This is a genomic window from Nocardiopsis aegyptia (assembly GCF_013410755.1).
Lineage (GTDB): Bacteria > Actinomycetota > Actinomycetes > Streptosporangiales > Streptosporangiaceae > Nocardiopsis > Nocardiopsis aegyptia.
Genome location: NZ_JACCFS010000001.1, coordinates 3,248,983 through 3,264,333 on the forward strand (window position 1 = coordinate 3,248,983; position 15,351 = coordinate 3,264,333).

Below are 15,351 nucleotides of genomic sequence, written 5' to 3' on the forward strand. Positions count from 1 at the left end.
TGGAGGGCATCACGGCCCCCGCGATCGAGATCGCCGACGCCGAGGGGCCGGCGGGAGTGCGGATGAACAGCGTCGCCCGGAGCATGGGCGTGGCGACGATGTCGCTGTACCGCTACGTGCGGAGCAAGGACGAGTTGCTGGTCGCCATGGCCGACGCGGCGGTAACCGCACCGCCGGAGCCGGAGGTGGCGGGCTGGCGGGACCACCTCACGGTCCGGACCCGCGCCCACCGCGACTGCCTGCTCGGTCGGCCGTGGCTGCTCCACAGCACGCGCGCTTCGCCCCGCCGATGGGCCGAGGTCCCTGCTCTGGCTCGACCGGGGACTGGCCGTGTCCGAGGGAGGCCGCACAGCACGCTGACCGGCCGTCCACGGCGCGCCGCTCGGGCTACCCCCCGGCGTTGAGCCGCCACATGGTGAAGCTCAGCAGCGTGGCGAAGGTCGTCCACGCCCAGTAGGGGACCAGGAGCCAGGCCGCCGGACGCGAGAGCCTCGCGAAGAGGGCGATCGTCGCGCACAGGACCACCCAGAGCACGACGATGTCGGCGAAGGCGGTTCCGCGCAGGCCCAGGGTGAAGAACAGGGGACTCCACGCGGCGTTGAGCAGCAGCTGCAGCGCGAACAGCGAAAGCGCCAGACGCGCCCCCTTCCAGCCGAAACGTCGCCACACCAGCCATCCCGCCAGGGCGATCATGGCGTAGAGGGTCGTCCACACGGGACCGAACAGCCAGGACGGGGGCGCCCAGTCCGGCGCTTCGAGCCGTGCGTACTCCTGGGCGGTGTCAGGGCTCAGGAGCACGCCCACCAGAGCGGCGGCGGCTACCGCCGCCACGAACACCACGAGGCCCACCAGCGCGCCGGAGCCGCGGTGTCGCCGCTCGGGAGATGTGATCGTCACGCCTGCCCTCCTCTCCGGATCGCGGTACGCCAGTGACCGTGCCCGGGCACTGGCGCTTCACACAGCGTCATTCCACCTGCACTCGGAAATAACCTCGGAATCCAAGTATCTTTGTATCCGCGCTGAGTTCCTCACGTGCTCACCGACTGGCGGAGGTCCAGCGGTGACCGGCCACGCCCCGCTCGGTCTCGTGGTCGGTGGCCCGAAGTTCCAGGTCCCATCCCTGCGCGACCAGCCAGGCCTCGACGGCCGCCTTCTCGTGTCGCAGCGAGTGGTACCGGGCCCGGCAGCGCTCCCACCGCTCGGTGTTCCTCGGTGCCTGGCGCAGCGCACGGGCCGCCTGGGCGATGCTCCGTTCATAGAAGACGTCGACGACCGCGGCGGCGTTCGCGTGACTGAGGTATCCGTGCTCCTGCCACGCGGCCAGGTCCTCGGCGTGCAGGTCCGCCATGGCCTCCCCCGCGCCCCGCGCGGCTCCGTCCGCCTGCCGCGCCTTGCGGTACACGCTCAGCGTCCTCTCCAGGCGTCCCGCGAGGTACTCCTCGATGGCCGCGCAGGCGGCTGCCTGCGCGGCCCGCTGTTCAGACTCCTGCACCATGGTCGTCCACCTCCCCCTCCGCAGTCGATCCTAGGACCCCGTCAGGGACTTCGCGGAGGTCACGCGGCCGGGGCCGGGGGAGCCAGCGGAGGGCCGCCGCGCCGAGGACCACGTGCAGCGCCGACGCGACCACGGCGACCAGGTGCAGGCCGCCGACGAAGGCCGTCCTCGCCTCCAGTGCGGCGGCGCCGGCGAGTTCCGGCAGGTGCAGGGTCTCGTCCAGCGTCGGGGCCAGGCCCGGGCCCTGGAGGCGGAACACCAGGGCGGCGAGGGAGCCGAGGAGGGCGATGCCGAGCGCGTTGCCGATCTCGTTGCTCGTCTCGGCGATGGCCCCGGCCGAGCCGGCGCGTTCGGGCGGCACCGCGCCGACGGCGGTGTCGGCGACGACGCTGAAGGAGATCCCGTAGCCGATGCCCGCGATGGCCGCGGACAGGACGTACCAGACCGTCCCCCCGCCGACCGTGGTGGCGAGCAGGAGCAGCAGGCCCACCGCGATGGCGACGTGGGCGGTGACCAGCACCGCGCGCTTGCCGACGCGGTCGACGACGGCGGGAGTGACGATCGAGGTGAGCGTCAGGACCGCCGCGCCCGGCAGGGCGAGCAGGGCCGCGCGCAGGACGTCGAGGCCGAGAACGGACTGCAGGTACATCCCGGCCAGGTAGGCGATCGCCGACCAGGCGGCCAGCGGCAGCAGGCCGGTGATGATCGCGATGGTGAAGACGCGGTCGCGGAAGAGGGAGAAGTCGATCAGCGGGTCGTCGAGGGTCCGCTGGCGCGCGGCGAACCACGCCACCAGGGCGAGCCCGAGGACGAGAGCGGCCAGGGAGGCGGGGGACGTCCCCTCGGCCGCCAGGTGCTTGAGGCCGTAGATCGCGAGCAGCAGTCCCGCCGCTGAGGTCGCCACGCTCAGGACGTCGACGCGTCCGGGACGGGTGGCGCGCACCTCGCCGAGGAGGATCGGCGCGAACACCAGGAACAGGGCGATGACGGGCAGGTTCACCAGGAACACCGAGCCCCACCAGAACCGCTCCAGCAGCACGCCGCCCACGACCGGGCCGATCGCGAAACCGGCCGCGAACGCGGCGGCGAAGATGCCGATGGCCCGTGCCCTGCGCCGCGGCTCGGGGAACAGTTCGCTCAGGACGGCGAGCGCGGAGGGCAGCAGGGTCGCCCCGGCCGCCCCCATCAGGGCCCGGGCGGCGATCAGCAGTTCGGGTGTCGGCGCGAGGGCCGCTCCGACGGAACCGAGGCCGAACACCGTCGCTCCGACCAGCAGCAGGCGCAGCCGGCCGTAGCGGTCGCCGAGGTTGCCGAAGGCGATCAGCAGGGAGCCGACGGCGAAGCCGTACACGTCCAGGATCCACAGCGCCTGGTCGGCGCTCGGTGCGAGGGCCTGGCTGACCCGGGGCATGGCCAGGAACAGGATCGAGCCGTCCATGGACACGAGGAGGACGGGTCCGAGAACGATCAGGAGGCCGAGCCAGGCCCGGAGGTCGGAGGGTGCGCCGCCCTTCCGGCGTCGTGGTGTCTTCGTCATGGCGGCCATGCTCGTCGCGGTCGCCGGTGCCCAGCCATCCCCGTGCTGTGGGTACACCCGACAGGTACAGGCTGGATCGCGGCGCACCGCCTAGGGTCGGCGGCATGGAGAGCCTCGGGACGTTTCTGAAGAACCGCCGTGACCGGATCACCCCCGCCGACATCGGCTTGCGGACCTACGGGAGCTCCCGCCGTGTGCCCGGGCTGCGGCGCGAGGAGCTCGCCCAGCTCGCCGGGGTGAGCGCGGGCTACTACACGCGGCTGGAGCAGGGGCTGGCCGAGACCGCCTCCGAGCAGGTCCTCGACTCCCTGGCCCGGGTGCTGCGGCTCGACGACGTGGAGGCCGCGCACCTGCGCAACCTCGCCCGCCGCTCGACCAGGTCCGGGCTGAGCGAACCCCCCGAGGAGCATCCGCACGACCGCGTCCTCGCCCTCCTCGACGCGCTCGACGAGGCCACGCCGGCGGTCGTGCTGGGCCGGCGCGGCGACGTCCTGGCCTGGAATCGCGCCGGTCACGCGATCACCGCGGAGCACCTGCCCTTCGACGCCCCGCGCGACCCGGACCGGCGCCCGTCGGTCCCGCGCCTGTTCTTCCTCGACCCCCTCACCCGCGACCTCTACCGCAACTGGTCCGAGCTCGCCGAGATCCACGTCGGCTACCTGCGCCTGACCGCCGGCCGCTACCCCGACGACGCCCGGCTGGCCGCGCTCATCGGCGAGATCACCATGGGCAGCTCCGCCTTCGCGTCGTTGTGGGCCGACGGCGAGGTCATGGACTGCACCGCGGCGCCGATGCACCTCCAGCACCCCACGGCCGGTGCGCTCAGCGTGACCTACCAGGTGTGGCTCCAGCCGGACAGCCCCGACCACCGCCTGGAGGTCTACACCCCGAACGACTCCGGTTCGGCCGACGCGCTGCGCCTCCTGGCCAGGCCGGAGGAGGCGCCGGGCGACGCGCGGAGGACCCCGGTACGGCCGTAGCCGTCCCTGCCGCGTCGACCGTCCCCCGGCGGCCGCTCCTCCCCCGCCCGTCGTCGCCCGCCGACCGCTCCTCGCCCGCGCGGAGCCGCCGTCACGACGACCGGGTCGGGCTGCCCGGACGTGACGCCCGCCCCGCCCGCGAGCCACGCGGGCCGCGGGAGCCATGGGAGGCCCGCGCCTCGAGCCCGGCGGCCGTGGCGCGCACGATCTCCTCCCACGGCGTCGCCTCGACCCCGAAGACCTCCGTGGTCACGTCGGCGTCGATGACGTAGGGGGCGTCCCACTGGTAGAGCAGTTCCCCCACTTCCCGCAGGAACGGAGAGAACCGGAAGGCCCCCCGCAACAGCGGCCGCGGGATCCGCGACACGGAGGGGCGGCCGACCCCGAACTCCCGCGCCATGTCGGCCACCATCTCCCGTACCGTGCGCGCCTCGGGCGAGGGCACGTGCCAGCCCAGCCCCCACGCCCGCTCGTCGGTGGCCACCGCGGCCAGTGTGCGGGCGACGTCGGGCACGTAGGTGACGCTGTGCACCTGGTCGGGGTCGGCGAAGGTGAACACGCGGCGCCGGACGCGCGCCTGGTCGGCGTAGAGCTCGGGGTAGCTGCCCATCGGCTTCATGGAGCCCATGTAGTCCGAGGCGCGCACCTCGGTCACCCGGACGGCGCCCGCCTCGTGGCGGGCCAGCGCCTCCGCCCACATCCGCGCGCGCAGCCGCCCCTTGTGATCGGTCGCGGCCAGGGGCAGGTCGCGGTGGATCGGCCCCTCGACCGGGCCGTAGCCGTAGAGGTTGCCGCCGATGGCCAGGACCGCTCCGGTCCGCTCGGCGGCCTCCAGCAGGGACGCGGCCAGCGGGGGCCAGAGCCGCTCCCACATCTCGTAGGAGGGCGGGTTGGCGCAGTTGTAGAGGACCTCGGCGCCGCGCGTGAGCCGGGCGAGCTCGTCCGCGTCGGTCGCGTCGGCCTTCACCCGCTCGACCAGCGGGTGCTCGGGACCGCCGCCGGAGCGCGTGACGATCCGGACCCGGGTACCGGCGTCGGCGAGCTGGAGGGCGAGGGAGGTGCCGAGCGCTCCGGCGCCGACGATGACGTGGAAAGACATGGTGGACCCTTCTCGATACTGGCGAGAACAGTGATCTCGCTCAAGAACAGCGTTCCACCATTGGGCCACCGAGTCAAGATCAGTGTTCGCACTTCACATCACTGATCTTTCGTGGCAGACTCGCCCGCATGTCTGGCATCCGAGACCGCGTCCGCGCCGAGTACGTCGCCGAGATCACCGAGGTCGCCCGCCGCCACCTCGCCGAACGCGGCGCGGCCGGCCTCTCGGTGCGCGCCGTCACGCGCGAGCTCGGCATGGCCGCGTCGGCGGTCTACCGGTACTTCCCGAACCGCGACGCGCTGCTGACCGCGCTCATCGTCGCGGCCTACGAAGGGGCGGCGGACGCGGCGGGCGAGGCGGAGTCCGCCGTCGACCGCGACGACCACGTGGGCCGCTGGACCGCCGTCTTCCGGGCGGTCCGCGCGTGGGCGCTGGCCCACCCGCACGAGTACGCCCTGATCTACGGCTCACCGGTGCCGGGCTACGCCGCGCCGCGCGACACCACCGAGCCGGCCACCCGCGTCGTCCTGCTCCTCACCCGGATCGCCCACGACGCCCGCCTGGGGCCGGGGCTGGACCCCGCGGACCGCACACCCGTGCCGCCGGAGCTGCGGGCCGACCTCGTGGCCCGTATCGGGGACGTCGCCGCCGACATGGACCCCGACCAGGCCGAGATGCTCACCAGTGCCCCGCCCGAGACGGCCCTCGCCGTCATCGACGCGTGGACGGCGCTGTTCGGAACGGTCGGCTTCGAGCTCTTCGGCCACTACGACAACATCATCGACGCCCGCGAGGCACACCTGGAGCGCGTGGCGCGCACGACGGCACGCGCCGTCGGCCTCCCCGGAGCCTGACGCGGACGCTCCGCTCACACCCCCGTCGGGTAGGTCTCCGGCTCGCCCGGGACGGGCTCGTCCTCGCGGCCGAGCGGGGTGAGCGCGCGCGTGCGGTCACAGTGGACGAAGGCGTCGTAGCGACGGGCGACCACGGTGGGGACGTAGTTCCCCCAGGCCTCCGCCCGCGGCCGGTACACCACGCCGATCGCCCGGTGGTCCAGTGTCCGGCGCATCCAGTCGCCCTGGCCGGGCGGATCCGGGAACACGCACAGCGCCTCCTCGCCCGGCAGGGCCCGGTGCAGCAGCGCCTCCAGGCTTCCCGGCCGGGCGGGCGGAACGGTCATCACCCGCGGCTCCGCGCCCCAGTGGTCGCCCGCGATCACGGTGCCCTCGTAGGAGCCGAACCCGACGGCGACCACACCGTCGACGGCGTGCGCCTCACGGACGAGCTGACCGACGTTCACCATGCCCGCCGACGCCATGTCGGTCGCGCGGGCATCGCCGACGTGCGTGTTGTGCGCCCACACGACGGCCTTGGCCTCTGGTCCGTGGTGGTCCATGAGGCGGTCCAGGGTCGCGACCATGTGCCGGTCACGGATGTTCCAGGAGCAGGGTCCGCCGTGGACCATGGAACGGTAGTAGCTCTCGGCGTTCGCGACGACCTCGGCGTTCTGCTCGGCCGCGAGCCGTTCGAGGCCGCCTCCGTCGGGGGCGAGGCCGTCTCCGTCAGGGGCGGGGCCGGAGCCGTGCCCCGGCTCCTCGGCGCCCGTGGGGGCGCGGCGCCGCAGCTCCGCCAACAGGGCGACGACCTCCGACTCGCACCTGGCGGGCACCAGGCTGCTGGACAGGGCGTAGGCCTGCGCGTCCTCGGCGTAGGGCTCGAAGCACCGGTAGGCCTCCAGCGCGGCACCGACCCGGTCGGGCTCGTGCTCGCGCAGGAAGTCCAGGATCGCGCGCAGCGAGTCCCACAGGCTGTAGACGTCCAGGCCGAAGAAGCCGGCCCGGGAGCCGGCGGGCAGGGACGTTGTGCCGGCGCAGCCAGAGCAGGAAGCCGAGCGTCTCCTCGTTCGCCCACATCCAGCGCGGCCAGCGCTCGAAGCCCGCCAGCGCCGCATGGGGGTCCCCGGGCGGTTCCGGGGCTCCGACGACGTAGCGGTGCAGGTCCAGGCAGTCGGGCCAGTCCCCCTCCACCGCGACGAACGAGAAGCCCTTCTCCGCGATCAGCCGCGCGGTGATCGCCGCGCGCCAGCGGTAGAACTCCGACGTGCCGTGCGACGCCTCCCCCAGGAGGACGTAGCGGGCGCCGCCCACCCGGTCCACCAGGGGATCGAGCGCCGCGGTGTCCGACAGCGGATGGAAGGTGCCGTGGATGCTCCCGACCTCGTCCATGGTCGCGCTCCCTTCGGTGCCTCGACCGGTCGCGGGGCCCGCGGCGCGGGCCGAACCGCCCTCCTGCAAGGCCCCTACCAGGGAGAACGTCGGGTATGCGTTCGTCGAGGCAAAAGATCGGGAGAGGTCGGGCGGAGGGGCCGCCCGGACGTGGACGGCCCCGCCGCTCGGTGCTACTCCAGTCCCTTGCGGCGCAGGAGCGGGCCCATCTCCGCGTCGCGACCGAGGAACTCGCGGAAGGCGTCCAGCGGGTCGACGCTCCCGCCGCGCGCCAGCACCAGTTCCCGGAAGCGGTCACCGTTCTCCCTGGTCGGGCCGCCGTTGGCGGTGAACCACTCCACGCTCTCGGCGTCGAACACCTGGCTCCACACGTAGGAGTAGTAGCCCGCGTGGTAGTCGCCGGCGAAGATGTGCAGGAAGTAGGCGGTGCGGTAGCGCGGGCGGATCTGGTCGAGGTCCAGGCCCCACCGCTGGAGCGCGCGTGCCTCGAACTCGGCCGGATCCACGTCCTCGTCCGCGCCGATCCGGTGCCAGGACCAGTCGAGCAGGGCGGCCGCCAGGTACTCCACCATCGCGAAGCCCTGGTCGAAGGTCTCGGCCGCGGTCAGCTTCGCGACGAGGTCGTCCGGGAGCGGCTCGCCGGTCTCGTGGTGTCCGGCGTAGTTCGCGAGGATCTCCGGCCGGAACATCCACATCTCGTTGACCTGGGACGGGTACTCCACGAAGTCGCGCGGCACGTTGGTGCCCTCGAGGCGGGGGAAGCGGACCGACGAGAACAGGCCGTGGAGGGCGTGGCCGAACTCGTGGAAGGCCGTCCGCACCTCGTCCAGGGTGAGCAGCGTCGGCCCGGCCTCCGGCTTGGTGATGTTGAGGTTGTTGACGACCACGGGACGCTCGTCCAGCAGGAACGACTGCTCGACCAGGTTGTGCATCCATGCGCCGCCGCGCTTGGTCGAGCGGGCGTAGGGGTCGAGCAGGAAGAGCCCGAGCGCGGCCCCGTCCTGGTCGAAGACCTCCCACACGCGCACGTCCGGGTGGTATCCGCGCAGGTCGTCCCGCTCGGTGAGGGTCACGCCGTACAGGAGGGCGGCGGCGTGGAAGACCCCGTCCTCGTAGACCCGGTTCAGCTCGAAGAAGGGCCGCAGGGCGTCCTCGTCGATGTCGTAGCGCGCTTGGCGGACCTTCTCGGTGTAGAAGGACCAGTCCCACGGCTCGATGGCGTGCCCGGCCTGTTCGGCGAGAGCCTCGGCCTCCTTCAGCGCGTTGCGGACGGCCGGGCCGACGAGCTGTCCGAGGCGCTCCTCGACGGCGTCGACGGTCCTGGCCGTCTGGTCGGCGACCTTGTAGGCGGCGTGGTCGGGGTAGCCGAGCAGGACGGCGCGCTCGGCGCGCAGCTTCGTCATCCGAACGGCGAGCGGGAGGTTCTCGGGGGCGCGCTCGGCGCTGAGGGTGTAGAGCCGCTCGCGCGTGGCACGGTCGGTGAGCTGGGCGAGCGCGGGCTGCACGGTGCTGTTCAGCAGCGGGAGGACGTACTCGCCGTCCTTCTCGATCGCGCGGATCCGGGCCTCGTCCAACCCGTCGAGCTCGGCGGCGTCCCGGACGACGAGCGCGGACTCGGTGGCGGATCTGAGGGCGTTCTGGGCGAACTCCGTGGAGAGCTCGGCGAGTTCTCCGTTCAGCTCGCGCAACCGGGCCTGCTGGTCCTCGGTCAGGTCGGCTCCGGCCTTGACGAAGTCCGTGCGGTAGCGCTCCAGCAGGCGGGCCTCCTCGGGATCGCCGGCGGTGACGCGCTTGATGCGCTCCCACAGGGGGCGGTGGAGTGTGATCGCGTCCCGGTGACGGGCGAGCCGCGGTGCCAGCTCCCGCTCGATCGCCCAGATCCCCTCGCTCCCGTCGGACTCGGCCAGGGTGTCGAACACCGTCTGGACGCGGTGCAGGATCCGCCCGGACCGTTCCAGGGCAGCGAGGGTGTTGTCGAAGGTCGGCGGCTCCGGATCGTGCGCGATCGCCTCGACCTCGGCCAGGTGGTCGGCCATTCCCCGTTCGAACGCCGGGACGAAGTGCTCCTCGCGGACGGCGGCGAAGTCCGGCAGTCCGTAGGGGAGGGTGCTGGGCGCGAAGAAGGGGTTGTCGGTCAAGGCTGCGGCTCCTGGAGTCGGTGCGCATCGGCCCGTGCGACCCGCTCCGGTGCGGCGGCGGGAACGTCGTGGCGAGCCGAGACTGCTGCTGGGCACGTCGGGACGGCCGGGAACCGCCGGCGGTGGTCCGCGCGTCCGGGACACTGCCTGCCGTTCTATCGCGCCCGACTCGCCCTGTCACGCGACCTTCGGGTGACGTTGGACGGTTGCGCACCGCAGCGCCGCGACCGGGGCCGAATGTCTCATCCTTCGGCGGTGGACGGCCCATGGGGAGGAGGAGACGCCCCGGTTTCCGCACTCGTGTCCAGTTGAGGCACCGGGCTCAGGGCCCGGCGGGCCCGGTCACGGGGTGGCGGGCCTGCTCGGCCAGCCTCCGGTCGGCGCCGTCGGCCAGTTCCTGGAGCGCGTCGTCCAGAGCGGCGAAGACCTCCCACGCCGGGAGTCCCTCCGTGTCGGCGATCCACCGGACCACCCGCAGTTCCAGTTCCTCGTTCCGCGCGCCCTTCCACACCTTGTCGGCCAGGCTGACCAGCAGGTCCTCCAGCGTCCGGTCCGCGTCGGCCCAGTCCCCGTGGGTGGCGCAGAACCGTGCCAGGTGCGGGGGCGTGCCGCGGTCGAGCAGCAGTCGTTCGCCCGCCCGCTCATGGCGGTGTCCGGGCGCGGACAGCTCCTCGGGGTGGACGGTCTTGCCGATGTCGTGTACGGCGGCCCCGAAGCGGACGGCTCCGGTGTCCACCTCCAGGCCGGGGTGGTGCCGGCCCAGCCAGTCGAGCAACCGGACCGCGACCTCGTGCACGAGCCGGCCGTGGGCGACGAGCCTGGGCGGCGCACCGCACTCCGCCAGCACGCGCGCACCCGCCTCGGGCAGTGGTTCGAGCACCAGCGTCATACCGCCCCCGTCCCAGGCGAAGGGAACTCCCATCGGTTCCGACCGGACTCTAGGGTCCGGAGGGATCGGGCGGCAAGGCCACCGGGCGTTCGTACAGGTACTCCAGACCGTCCGCCTTCTCCCACTGCTGGCCCACGTGCTCGAAGCCGAATCCGGCGATGACCGCCAGCGACGCTGGGTTGTCCGGACTGATCGCCGCGCGGACCGTCGTGACCTCCGGTGCCGTGGCGGCCCGGGCGATCAGCGCCGCCACGATACCCCTCGCGTAGCCGCGGCGGCGGAACTCCGGCGCCACGGCGTAGCCGATCTCGACCATCCCGTGGTCGTCCGGCGGCCCGTGGAAGCTGGCGAACCCGACCGCCGCGCTCGGCCCCCCGGCGTCGGCGTCGACGGCCACGTGGGCCAGCCAGCCGGCGCGGTGCGGGTCGTCCATGAGCTGGGACTGCCGCAACCGCCACCACCAGGTCTCGCCCAGGAAGTAGGTCCCCAGCTCGGCCCCCGCGGCCGTACTCGCCGCGTCCAGGTCCCCGTCGGCCAGTGCCGCGAGGGCCGGTACGCCGAGTTCCACGAGGCGCACCCGCCGGGCGCTCTGTCCCGGCGGGTCCGCGCTCGCGTCGATATCCGTCATGGCTCGATCCTCCTCCACGGAGGACCCGCCCCACAACGCCTTTCCCCGCTCTGTCCTCCGGCGCTGCCACCATGGGAGACGGCCACCGCACACCAGCACTCCGAGGAGTCGCCATGCCCCCGACCGACGACCGACTGTGTTCCTGGGCGCAGGGCTCCTCGGAACTGATGCGCGCCTACCACGACACCGAGTGGGGGCGCCCCTCCCACGACGACCGCCACCTGTTCGAGATGCTGGTGCTGGAGGGCGCCCAGGCCGGGCTGTCCTGGTCGACCGTGCTCAACAAGCGCGAGAACTACCGCGCGGCCATGGACGGCTTCGACGTCCACCGGATCGCGCAGTACGGGCAGGCCGACACCGACCGCCTCCTGGCCGACCCCGGGATCATCCGCAACCGCCTCAAGGTCGCCTCCGCCGTCCGCAACGCGCAGGCCTTCCTGCGCGTGCAGAAGGAGTTCGGCACCTTCGCCGACTACCTGTGGGCGTGGGTGGACCACACGCCGGTCGTCCACCACTTCACGGACGCCGCCGAGGTCCCGGCCAGCACCCCGTTGTCGGACCGGATCGGCAAGGACCTCAAGAAGCGCGGCTTCAACTTCGTCGGCACCACCATCGTCTACTCCTACCTCCAGGCCAACGGGCTGGTCGAGGACCATCTGGTCGGCTGTCCCGCCAAACCGGCGGCGACCCCGTAGAGCCGCCGCCGGTCCGGTGGGCCGGGCCCCGGACCCGCCCTAGGCGGGTGTGTCCACCGGGGCGCTCCCCCGCCTGAGGGACCAGCGGCGGACCGCTCCGATCTCCCGCAGGAACGCCTGGTCGTGCCCGGCCACCAGCAGCGCGCCCCGGTAGCCCGACAGCGCCTCGGCCAGCTGCCGTTGGCTGTCCAGGTCCAGGTTGTTGGTGGGCTCGTCCAGGACCAGCAGCCGCGGCGGTGCGTCGGCGAGCAGCAGCCGGGCCAGGCACACCCGGAACCGCTCCCCGCCGGAGAGGTCGCCCGCCCGCTGGTCCACCCGGTCGCCCCGGAGCAGGAACCGCGCCAGGTTGGCCCGGACCCGGTGCGGCGTCGCGGACCGTGCCGCGGCCCGCACGTTGTCGAGCACACTCAGGTCGTCGTCGAGCACGTCCAGCCGCTGCGGCAGGTAGCCGATCCGACCGGTGACCCGCACGACCTCCGCGACCGGACTCTCCCCCTGGCCCACGACGGCCCTGAGCAGGGTGGTCTTGCCCGAACCGTTCGGTCCGACGACCGCGATCCGCTCCGGCCCGCGCACGGACAGCCGCCGCCCGCCGGGGACGAGCAGCTCCAGGACGTCCTGACCGGCCGGGACCTCGGTGCCCGGCAGGTCCACGCGGATGGCGGCGTCGTCGCGCACCGCCTCCTCCGCCCGGTCCAGGTCCTGCCTGGCGTCGGCCAGCTTCCCCTCCTGCATGATCCGGTGTTTGCCCGCCGCGACCTGGGCGTCGCGCTTGCGCTGCTTCATCACCACGCGCGGCTCGCGCTTGGTGTCGTACATCTTCTTTCCGTAGCGCACCCTCCTGGCGAGCTTGACCTGCGCGTCGGCCAGCTGGCGCTTCTCCCTGCGCACGTCGGCCTCGGCCGAGCGCACCATGCGCCGGGCGGCCTCCTGTTCCGCGGCCAGCTGTGCGGTGTAGGCGGAGTAGTTGCCGCCCCACGTGCGCAGGCGTCCCTCACGCAGTTCGGCGATCTGGTCGACCCGCTCCAACAGCTCCCGGTCGTGGCTGACCACGATGAGGACGCCCGGCCAGGAGCCGACCGCGTCGTAGAGCCGCTCACGGGCGTCCCGGTCGAGGTTGTTGGTGGGTTCGTCGAGCAGTGTGACGGACGGCCGGCGCAGGGCCAGTCCCGCGAGCCCGGTCAGGACCGCCTCCCCGCCCGACAGCGTGTCCACGGACCGGTCGAGCGGTTCCGCCCCGTCGAGTTCGACGCCGAACCGCTGGAGCTGGGAGAGGGCGCGCTCCTCGACGTCCCAGTCCTCGCCCACGGCGGCGAAGTTCTCCTCGGTGGCGCGGCCGGCCTCGATCTCCCGCAGGGCGTCACGGGCGCGGTCGATCCCGAGGAGTGCGGCGACGGACCGCCCGGTGTCCAGGGTGAGCCCCTGGTCCAGGTAGCCCACGGTTCCGGACACGGCCAGGGTGCCCGACTCCGGCCGGTTCCGTCCCTCGATGAGGGTGAGCAGGGTGGACTTTCCACAGCCGTTGCGACCGATGAGTCCGGTGCGGCCCGGACCGAAGGCCGCGTCCAGCCCGGTGAAGACCGGTGATCCGTCCGGCCAGGAGAAGGTCAGACCGGAGATGACGACGGAAAAGGACAAGCAGACCTCACAAGGGGAAGGGGACACGGACGGGACCTGGGGGCGCGGGCGGAGTAGCCCATCGTGATCTCCTCCTTCGAGCGAGCTTGATGCGACTATTATCGCGATAGGAAGCATGGTACACGGGCACTTCAAATGCAACTACAGTTGCGTTATGACCTCGGACACGAAGAGCCCCGGATCCGCCCGCCCCGGCGGACGCACCGCCCGCAACACCGCCGCCGTACTTCGAGCCACCCTCGACGAGCTGGGCGAACACGGCTACGGCGCCCTCACCGTCGAGCGCGTGGCCGCCCGCTCGGGCGTGCACAAGGCCACCGTCTACCGACGCTGGGGCGGGGTCGACGGCCTGCTGTCCGCGGCTCTGGAGTGGTCGACCACCCACGAGTGGGAACCCGCTCGCACCGGCGACCTGCGCGCGGACCTCGTCGACCTCGCCGAGACCGTGGTCAGGGGGTTCACGGACGCACCCGAACGCGACGTGTCGGCCGCCTCCGTCGCCGCGGCCTTCGCCTCCCCCGAGGTCGCCGCGGCCCTGCGCGTGTTCATGGCCGACCGCCACGCACGCGCGGCCGTGGTCGTGACGGACGCGATCGAACGGGGCGAGGTGCCCGAGGACACCGACGTCCACGAGGTGGTGCGCGCCGCGGTCGCGCCCGTGTACTACCGGCTCTTCGTCAGCCGTGAACCGGTCACCGAGTCCGACGTTCGACGGGCGGCCGGCCTCGCCGCCGACGCCGCTGCCCGGGGCGCCTTCAGGAACGCGGCGACGCCCTCGCGTCCCGCGTGAGCGGGGCCGCGGGAGGCCGGACGGGCTACGGGACTCGCGCCTGAGGAACGCTGCGAGCGCCGCGCCCGGCGATAGGGTGAAACCACGCGTCGGCCCCGCACCGCGCGCGACCGCGCCGCGTATCCCTGGAGGGGACGGTATGGAGAACCTCGACCTGTCGTTGATCGGTGACCTGTACCGCAGGTACCGCGGTCCGCTGGCCGAGGTCCGGGACGCCCAGCGGGAGTTCCTCCGGCGCACCGACGGCCGGATGACCCCCCAGCTGGACGACCTGGAGGCGGAGATCACCTACCTCCTCCTGCGCGAGCGGCGGCCGGAGACGGTGATGGAGCTGGGCACCTTCCACGGCTGGTCGACCACGTGGATCCTGTCCGCGCTGCGCGACAACGGCCGGGGGACGCTGCACTCCTTCGACATCGTGGACAACGTGGTGGCGAACGTGCCGGACGAGCTGGCGCTGGGCCGCTGGGAGTTCCACAAGGGCGACGTGCGCCAGAACATGGGCGAGGTCCCCGAGGGCATCGAGTACCTGTTCGTGGACGCCGCGCACAACGGCCGCTTCGCGAAGTGGTACCTGGCAGACCTGTTCCCGCGCGTGGCACCCGGGACGCCGGTGAGCGTCCACGACGTGTTCCACGGCAAGCGGGCCCTGCCCCTGACCGAGGGCGCCGTGGTGCTGTCGTGGCTGCGCCGGACCGGCACCGACTTCCTCACGGTCTCCCGCAGGAAGGCGCCCGCCCCCTATACCGCGCTCATGGAGCTGCGGGAGGACCTGGGCCTGGGCGAACCGGTCCGCACGAGCACCCACAACCCGATGATCTTCTTCCGCATGCCGGACCAGGGAGCCGGACAGCCCGTCCGCTGAGCCCGCGCCCCTCGCGCCTCCGCCCCACCGGCGCCGGAGGCCCATTGGGCCGAGGGTCCCCGCGCGCGCACGCTTCCGCTCGGCGCCCTCCGGCACACCCGCCGAATCCCACGGTCCACCGCCCGCGCTCCGCCCTCGGTCTTCCCGCCGACCCCGCGGACCCGCCGCGCTAGCCCCCCGCCGCACCCGTGCACTCCTCTCACCTGCACCCCATGGGTCCGGTCCCTGCCGCACCCGCGCGCCGCCTTCGGCCCTCCCGACAGGCCCGCGGCCCCTCTGCACGGCCCTCGCCGGATCCGCGCGCTCGCCTCGTTCGACTCCCCCAGTCCAGCCCCTCCGCCACTCCCGCACGCCCTCCGGCGCGCGGACCGG

Annotated in this window: 14 protein-coding genes and 1 pseudogene; 6 read left to right on the top strand and 9 right to left on the bottom strand. The window is 73.0% G+C overall.

The window, feature by feature from the left end:
- Positions 1-62: 62 nt before the first annotated feature.
- Positions 63-404, top strand: a complete 342-nt coding sequence (locus tag HNR10_RS32180; protein WP_376769755.1) for a hypothetical protein — start codon at positions 63-65, stop codon at positions 402-404.
- Here the strand turns inward: HNR10_RS32180 and HNR10_RS14580 are convergent.
- The 3 genes from HNR10_RS14580 to HNR10_RS14590 all read right to left on the bottom strand — a co-directional run bounded on the left by HNR10_RS14580 (position 388) and on the right by HNR10_RS14590 (position 3,032).
- Positions 388-897 carry a TspO/MBR family protein gene (locus tag HNR10_RS14580; RefSeq protein WP_179823989.1) on the bottom strand — a complete coding sequence of 170 codons (510 nt, stop codon included), beginning with the start codon at positions 895-897 and terminating at the stop codon, positions 388-390. The two genes, HNR10_RS32180 and HNR10_RS14580, sit on opposite strands and share 17 nt — an antisense overlap.
- Positions 898-1,036: 139 nt before the next feature.
- Entirely contained in the window at positions 1,037-1,495 is a 459-nt protein-coding gene (locus HNR10_RS14585; protein ID WP_179823991.1) for a hypothetical protein, read from the bottom strand.
- Entirely contained in the window at positions 1,479-3,032 is a 1,554-nt protein-coding gene (locus tag HNR10_RS14590) for an MFS transporter (protein WP_179823993.1), read from the bottom strand. The genes HNR10_RS14585 and HNR10_RS14590 overlap by 17 nt, the downstream gene beginning before the upstream one ends.
- A gap of 104 nt (positions 3,033-3,136) precedes the next feature.
- On the opposite strand from HNR10_RS14590, the gene HNR10_RS14595 reads away from it, so the two are divergent.
- Positions 3,137-4,012, top strand: a complete 876-nt coding sequence (locus HNR10_RS14595; RefSeq protein ID WP_179823995.1) for a helix-turn-helix transcriptional regulator — start codon at positions 3,137-3,139, stop codon at positions 4,010-4,012.
- Between the two features lie 91 nt (positions 4,013-4,103).
- On the opposite strand, the gene HNR10_RS14600 is transcribed toward HNR10_RS14595, so the two are convergent.
- Positions 4,104-5,111, bottom strand: coding sequence for an NAD-dependent epimerase/dehydratase family protein (locus HNR10_RS14600; protein WP_179823997.1), 1,008 nt, complete (start codon positions 5,109-5,111; stop codon positions 4,104-4,106).
- A gap of 128 nt (positions 5,112-5,239) precedes the next feature.
- Between HNR10_RS14600 and HNR10_RS14605 the strand changes: the two genes are divergently transcribed.
- A complete protein-coding gene (locus HNR10_RS14605; protein ID WP_179823999.1) occupies positions 5,240-5,965 on the top strand; it encodes a TetR/AcrR family transcriptional regulator in 726 nt (241 codons plus the stop codon).
- A gap of 14 nt (positions 5,966-5,979) precedes the next feature.
- Here the strand turns inward: HNR10_RS14605 and HNR10_RS14610 are convergent.
- From HNR10_RS14610 to HNR10_RS14625, 4 genes and pseudogenes are all read right to left on the bottom strand, one after another.
- Positions 5,980-7,336 (bottom strand): annotated as a pseudogene (locus HNR10_RS14610) (erythromycin esterase family protein).
- A gap of 173 nt (positions 7,337-7,509) precedes the next feature.
- Positions 7,510-9,474, bottom strand: a complete 1,965-nt coding sequence (locus tag HNR10_RS14615) for a M3 family metallopeptidase (protein ID WP_179824001.1) — start codon at positions 9,472-9,474, stop codon at positions 7,510-7,512.
- 322 nt (positions 9,475-9,796) lie between these two features.
- Positions 9,797-10,396, bottom strand: a complete 600-nt coding sequence (locus tag HNR10_RS14620) for an HD domain-containing protein (protein ID WP_246406236.1) — start codon at positions 10,394-10,396, stop codon at positions 9,797-9,799.
- A gap of 16 nt (positions 10,397-10,412) precedes the next feature.
- Positions 10,413-10,991 carry a GNAT family N-acetyltransferase gene (locus tag HNR10_RS14625; RefSeq protein ID WP_218897787.1) on the bottom strand — a complete coding sequence of 193 codons (579 nt, stop codon included), beginning with the start codon at positions 10,989-10,991 and terminating at the stop codon, positions 10,413-10,415.
- A 113-nt stretch (positions 10,992-11,104) separates the two neighbouring features.
- On the opposite strand from HNR10_RS14625, the gene HNR10_RS14630 reads away from it, so the two are divergent.
- A complete protein-coding gene (locus HNR10_RS14630) occupies positions 11,105-11,686 on the top strand; it encodes a DNA-3-methyladenine glycosylase I (protein WP_179824003.1) in 582 nt (193 codons plus the stop codon).
- Positions 11,687-11,725: 39 nt separating this feature from the next.
- On the opposite strand, the gene HNR10_RS14635 is transcribed toward HNR10_RS14630, so the two are convergent.
- Positions 11,726-13,324 carry an ABC-F family ATP-binding cassette domain-containing protein gene (locus tag HNR10_RS14635; RefSeq protein ID WP_246406238.1) on the bottom strand — a complete coding sequence of 533 codons (1,599 nt, stop codon included), beginning with the start codon at positions 13,322-13,324 and terminating at the stop codon, positions 11,726-11,728.
- Positions 13,325-13,478: 154 nt separating this feature from the next.
- On the opposite strand from HNR10_RS14635, the gene HNR10_RS14640 reads away from it, so the two are divergent.
- Positions 13,479-14,114 (top strand): TetR/AcrR family transcriptional regulator, encoded by a 636-nt coding sequence (locus HNR10_RS14640; RefSeq protein WP_179824008.1) that lies wholly within the window; start codon positions 13,479-13,481, stop codon positions 14,112-14,114.
- A gap of 139 nt (positions 14,115-14,253) precedes the next feature.
- Positions 14,254-14,979 carry a class I SAM-dependent methyltransferase gene (locus HNR10_RS14645; protein WP_179824009.1) on the top strand — a complete coding sequence of 242 codons (726 nt, stop codon included), beginning with the start codon at positions 14,254-14,256 and terminating at the stop codon, positions 14,977-14,979.
- Positions 14,980-15,351: the final 372 nt, after the last annotated feature.

Bases quoted from the DNA above. Each gene is read 5' to 3' on its own strand.
- HNR10_RS14620 (WP_246406236.1), bottom strand. From the start codon at position 10,396: ATGGGAGTTCCCTTCGCCTGGGACGGGGGCGGTATGACGCTGGTGCTC.
- HNR10_RS32180 (WP_376769755.1), top strand. From the start codon at position 63: ATGAACAGCGTCGCCCGGAGCATGGGCGTGGCGACGATGTCGCTGTAC.
- HNR10_RS14645 (WP_179824009.1), top strand. From the start codon at position 14,254: ATGGAGAACCTCGACCTGTCGTTGATCGGTGACCTGTACCGCAGGTAC.
- HNR10_RS14640 (WP_179824008.1), top strand. From the start codon at position 13,479: ATGACCTCGGACACGAAGAGCCCCGGATCCGCCCGCCCCGGCGGACGC.
- HNR10_RS14630 (WP_179824003.1), top strand. From the start codon at position 11,105: ATGCCCCCGACCGACGACCGACTGTGTTCCTGGGCGCAGGGCTCCTCG.
- HNR10_RS14605 (WP_179823999.1), top strand. From the start codon at position 5,240: ATGTCTGGCATCCGAGACCGCGTCCGCGCCGAGTACGTCGCCGAGATC.
- HNR10_RS14600 (WP_179823997.1), bottom strand. From the start codon at position 5,111: ATGTCTTTCCACGTCATCGTCGGCGCCGGAGCGCTCGGCACCTCCCTC.
- HNR10_RS14625 (WP_218897787.1), bottom strand. From the start codon at position 10,991: ATGACGGATATCGACGCGAGCGCGGACCCGCCGGGACAGAGCGCCCGG.
- HNR10_RS14585 (WP_179823991.1), bottom strand. From the start codon at position 1,495: ATGGTGCAGGAGTCTGAACAGCGGGCCGCGCAGGCAGCCGCCTGCGCG.
- HNR10_RS14590 (WP_179823993.1), bottom strand. From the start codon at position 3,032: ATGACGAAGACACCACGACGCCGGAAGGGCGGCGCACCCTCCGACCTC.
- HNR10_RS14595 (WP_179823995.1), top strand. From the start codon at position 3,137: ATGGAGAGCCTCGGGACGTTTCTGAAGAACCGCCGTGACCGGATCACC.